Consider the following 4,509-nt stretch of genomic DNA (forward strand, 5'->3'; position numbering starts at 1 on the left):
CACCGGCGTCTTCAACATCTCGCCGAAATTCTTCAAATCCAAAAGTGCCGTCAGGGCGATAAAAAATATCCACGCACTTTCCGTGGTCGTCATTCTCAACGCTCGCGAACACCACCCACGACTTGTCAATTCTTTTGGACATGGGGCTAAATCTATCTTTCAGAGTTACCCCGCCTACGATACGCGACACAGTTTTAGTGGCGTCATCCAGCTACCACAAGCCGCTGCGGCAAAATTTAAGAGTTTTGGAACAAACCAAACTCGCTTATTATTCAATGCGTTGCTACGTGCATAAATCAGGCGCAAAAGTCAGGCCCCGTAGTCGCCGGCTTTCCCGCTAGGGCCGCAAGCGAGGTCGCTTCGCTCGGAGATTAGACGCGGGAACGTTCTATAAACGTTCTTGATTTTGGCGCCGAAGTGGCGCCAACATACGAATCATGTTCAAAGTCACCACCTCCAATCGCGATCTGCGCGCTCGACAGAGTCTCCGGCTTGATCCTGAAACGTGGGAAGCCATCGACGCTGTGCGCTTGCGCCGCGCCGGCAGCATCTCGCGCAACACATGGATCACCGAAGCGATCCTCGAAAAACTGGAGCGCGATCAAAGTGCGCGAGCGCTGCGACAACGCGTTGGAGGTGCCCGTGTTTGAATTCTACGAATTCTTCGCCGGCGGCGGCATGGTGCGAGCCGGGCTCGGGTCTACAAACTGGCGTTGCCGCTTCGCCAACGATTTCGATCACAAGAAAAGTGCCGTCTATCGTCGCAATTGGGGAAACGGAACACTCCGCACGGCCGACGTGAAGACGCTTGCGGTTCACGACCTGCCCGGTCAGGTCGACCTCGCATGGGCGTCATTTCCATGTCAGGACCTTTCGCTTGCCGGCGGCGGCGCCGGCCTCAGAGGGGATCGCTCCGGCACGTTCTGGCCCTTTTGGAGTCTGATGCAGGACCTTATCGTCGAGGATCGCGCCCCGCGCATCATCGCTCTGGAAAATGTCTGCGGCACGCTGACATCGCATGGCGGCAAAGACTTCGCCGCCATCTGCTCTGCCTTTGAAAAGGAGGACTACTCGTTTGGCGCCCTCGTTATCGACGCTGCGCATTTTGTGCCGCAGTCACGACCGCGCCTGTTCATCGTCGGCATTCGCAACGACATCGAGATTCCGGCCGGCCTGATTGAGCCCGAGCCCTCGGCCATGTGGCACTCGCGTGGCCTTCGCACCGCTTATGAGAACATTCCCGCCAGGCAGAGGCGAAATTGGGTCTGGTGGTCGCTTCCCACACCGCCGCCGCGCAACACGAGCTTTGCCGATCTTATCGAGGATGATCCAGCGGACGTCGATTGGCGCACGGCGAGCGAGACACAGCGGCTCCTCGCCATGATGAGCGAAGTGAATCGCGCCAAAGTCGACGAGGCGAAGAAGGCTAAGCGGCGATTGATCGGGGCGATCTACAAACGCACGCGCCATAATGAGAGCGGGCGCAAGGTGCAGCGAGCCGAAATTCGCTTTGACGATGTCGCCGGATGTCTCCGGACGCCGGCGGGCGGATCAAGCCGACAACTCATTCTTGTGGTCGAAGGCCAAAAGGTGCGGTCACGATTGATCTCGGGGCGCGAGACCGCGCGGCTTATGGGGCTTCCCGACGATTACGAGCTACCCGAAAATTACAATGAGGCCTACCATCTCACAGGCGATGGCGTTGTCGTTCCCGCCGTGCGCCACCTCGCGAGGCATCTGTTTGAGCCGATCTTGTCGCAGCAAAAGCGGCGTGCCAAGGCGGCTGCATGAACGTCATTCCGTGCGAGCAAAACGAGGAGTTGCGGCGCCGCATTGAGGACTATGCCGAGACCCTGAAGGTTGAAGCCCACAAATTGGGGATGCATGGGCTCACGGAGCAAGAATTCTATAACAGCGGTCTGTTTCGCGGCGCGATCGAGCGCATTCGCGGTCAATTCTCCGCCACCATGCGCGAAAAGCGGGATTTCGTCTTCCGCGTACTCAATCATATGCAGGACGGCGGCTTCATCGCCGACTGGACGTCAGCCGGCGATTCCAACCGACACGATTATTCGATCCGATTGCCGACCGGCCGCGTTGCCGTCATCGAGCTGAAAGGCTGTCTGGACGGCAACAACACGAACATCTTCGAGCGCCCGCCACATGCTCAGGAATTTATCATCTGGAGCGTTTGCACCAATCCCGGCGCCGATCCGCGTCACAACGTATGGTCGGGCATCCACACGCGCCTTAGCGCGGAGATCATTTTCCGTTCGCAGAGCGCGTTGACGGGTTGATCGTCTGGGACATGGTGTGCGGCACGATCGGGCGTCCCTGTCCAAAGCTCGCCGCTGATCCGCGGCGGTCGACGACAGTCGGCCCGTTCCGACTTCCGCCCCCGTGCGTTTACGTCTTTCCGTCAACGATCGCCGCCGCGCGCAACAATCCGCATCCGCCCGCGCAAGCGATCGATGATGTTCAAATCCTCAAGGCGTTTCACGATTGCTTCGGCGGTAACCCGGAAGAGATCAATTACGTGACCTTCGAGGTTCGGAACCGAGGCGCCGACACGCTTCGGACGACGCGCATCACGCGAGCTGGCGTCATTGAGCGGGAGTCGACGCCGACCCCGATTCAGAGGGCGTGATCATGAACAACTTGCTTAGTATATGATAATAACCTTTATCACACATGCTAGGAGGGGGCATGGCGGGACGAAGACAAAGGATCGCAGACCGAGCCTACGGCCTTTGGGAGGCTGAAGGCCGCCGGCATGGAAACGACCTAGCTCATTGGTTCCGAGCTGAGGCCGAAACTCCACTGCACGTCACCTTCGACAGCAACGTTTGGGAGGATGTCGTTTCACCCGACCGACTGTCGGGGAAGCCAGAGCGCCAGCAACAAGCAGCTCGTGTTCGTGGGGCGATCGAGCGCGGCGAAGTCATTGGCTTTTTTTCAGAGGGTTGGACGACGCTTGAGGCCCTAGAAAAGCGCGCGCGGGCGGAATTTTTTGCCAACCAGGTTGTCGAGCCTCGGTTGTTCGAAACGGTTTTGCCGGACGGAACGCTCACTACGGGCGCTTTAATTGGACCAAATCAATCCCACCGGCCGCCGCTATCGCCAAAAGTGTGCGAACTCTTGACGAAGGCGACAGCATTGGGACTTCGCCTTTTGACGGTTCCTCGCTACCACGAACTTTCTTTGCCACCTGAGTTTTTTGCCGCTCAAACCGACGAGATCGCGACCAGGACAGGATCGATTTTGGCGGCCATCGAAAGCCGAGGCGTCGGCAAAGCGCGTGTCCTCGAGTTCGGGTTGGAACTGGCCAGGACACATTTTTTCTCGGGCACGTTTTTTGAGATACCCCCTGTAAATTTGCAGCCCGACGAGAGCCGCACGCTAGCCCGCCTAGTGGCCGAGTGGGCCGATGGTGACGCACTCGCTGCCCACGTCGGCTATGCTAATGATATTTTCTGCACCGAAGATTTTGGCCGATCGTCGAGGGGAGCATCCGTTCTCGACGAGAGTCATCGTGAGTGGCTGACGAAGACGTTCGGAATCCAGTTCGCGACTTTGGGCGAGCTTGCGCAAATGGTCGTGCGATGAACGAGCTGGCCCCTCTCATCGCCTATCGCGCCCCGACCCTTGTCGCCGCCGCCGGCGCGCGCGCCTCCTATCGCTTCCTCGAATTCTTCACCGCGCAGATCAGGAACCCGCACACGCGCCGCGCCTATGCGCGCGCGGCGACGGAATTCTTCGATTGGCTTCAGGCGAGGGGCGTCACGCAGATCTCGGCGATCGAGAGCGTGCATGTCGCGACCTACATCGAGCAATTGCAGCGGGCGCGATCCGCGCCGACCGCGAAGCTGCGCCTGGCCGCCTTGCGTCATCTCTTCGATTGGATGGTTATCGGCCAGATCATGCCAACCAATCCGGCCGCCGCCGTGCGCGGGCCGCGCCACATCGTGCGGCGTGGCAAGACACCGGTGCTCGACCCCGCCGAGGCGCGCCAGCTCATCGATGCGATCGACACGACGACCATAATCGGCTTGCGCGACCGCGCCTTGATCGGCTTGATGGTCTATTCCTTCGCGCGCATCGGCGCTTCGCTCGGCATGCGCGTCGAGGACGTGTACACGCAGAACCGCCGGCTATGGGTGCGCTTGCATGAGAAGGGCGGCAAGCAGCACGCCATTCCGTGCCTTAACAATCTCGAATCCTATTTGCACGCGTACATCGACGGCGCGGGGCTTGCGAGCGATCCGAAGGCGCTTCTGTTTCAGACCTACAGCCGGACCACAGGTCGGCTCACCGGCAATCCCCTCCCCCAGGCGAACGCCTATGCGATGATCCAGAGGCGCGCGCGGGCGGCCGAGATCACGACCAAGATCGGCAACCACACGTTTCGGGCGACGGGCGTCACCGCCTACCTCAAGAACGGCGGGACGCTTGAGCGCGCCGCGCAGATGGCGAACCACGCCAGCACGCGCACGACGCAGCTCTACGATC

At 59.9% G+C, this 4,509-nt stretch carries 5 protein-coding genes; all 5 read left to right on the forward strand.

What is annotated here, in order from left to right; genetic code table 11:
• Positions 1-437: 437 nt before the first annotated feature.
• Positions 438-650 carry a hypothetical protein gene (locus ACLP25_RS15385; RefSeq protein WP_442470060.1) on the forward strand — a complete coding sequence of 71 codons (213 nt, stop codon included), beginning with the start codon at positions 438-440 and terminating at the stop codon, positions 648-650.
• A complete protein-coding gene (locus ACLP25_RS15390) occupies positions 643-1,791 on the forward strand; it encodes a DNA cytosine methyltransferase (protein WP_442470061.1) in 1,149 nt (382 codons plus the stop codon). Before ACLP25_RS15385 ends, ACLP25_RS15390 begins: the two co-directional genes overlap by 8 nt.
• On the forward strand, positions 1,788-2,297 hold the full coding sequence (locus ACLP25_RS15395; RefSeq protein WP_442470062.1) for a hypothetical protein: 510 nt from the start codon (positions 1,788-1,790) through the stop codon (positions 2,295-2,297). The genes ACLP25_RS15390 and ACLP25_RS15395 overlap by 4 nt, the downstream gene beginning before the upstream one ends.
• Positions 2,298-2,706: 409 nt before the next feature.
• Positions 2,707-3,606 carry a DUF2934 domain-containing protein gene (locus ACLP25_RS15400; RefSeq protein WP_442470063.1) on the forward strand — a complete coding sequence of 300 codons (900 nt, stop codon included), beginning with the start codon at positions 2,707-2,709 and terminating at the stop codon, positions 3,604-3,606.
• Positions 3,603-4,509 (forward strand): tyrosine-type recombinase/integrase (locus ACLP25_RS15405; protein ID WP_442470064.1); only part of this gene is annotated, 907 nt, incomplete at its 3' end. The genes ACLP25_RS15400 and ACLP25_RS15405, both read left to right, overlap by 4 nt.

The sequence above is a fragment of the Roseiarcus sp. genome (genome assembly GCF_052145395.1).
Lineage (GTDB): Bacteria > Pseudomonadota > Alphaproteobacteria > Rhizobiales > Beijerinckiaceae > Roseiarcus.

Excerpts from the sequence above, each read along its gene's own strand:
- ACLP25_RS15395 (WP_442470062.1), top strand. The coding sequence starts at position 1,788 with ATGAACGTCATTCCGTGCGAGCAAAACGAGGAGTTGCGGCGCCGCATT.
- ACLP25_RS15385 (WP_442470060.1), top strand. The coding sequence starts at position 438 with ATGTTCAAAGTCACCACCTCCAATCGCGATCTGCGCGCTCGACAGAGT.
- ACLP25_RS15400 (WP_442470063.1), top strand. The coding sequence starts at position 2,707 with ATGGCGGGACGAAGACAAAGGATCGCAGACCGAGCCTACGGCCTTTGG.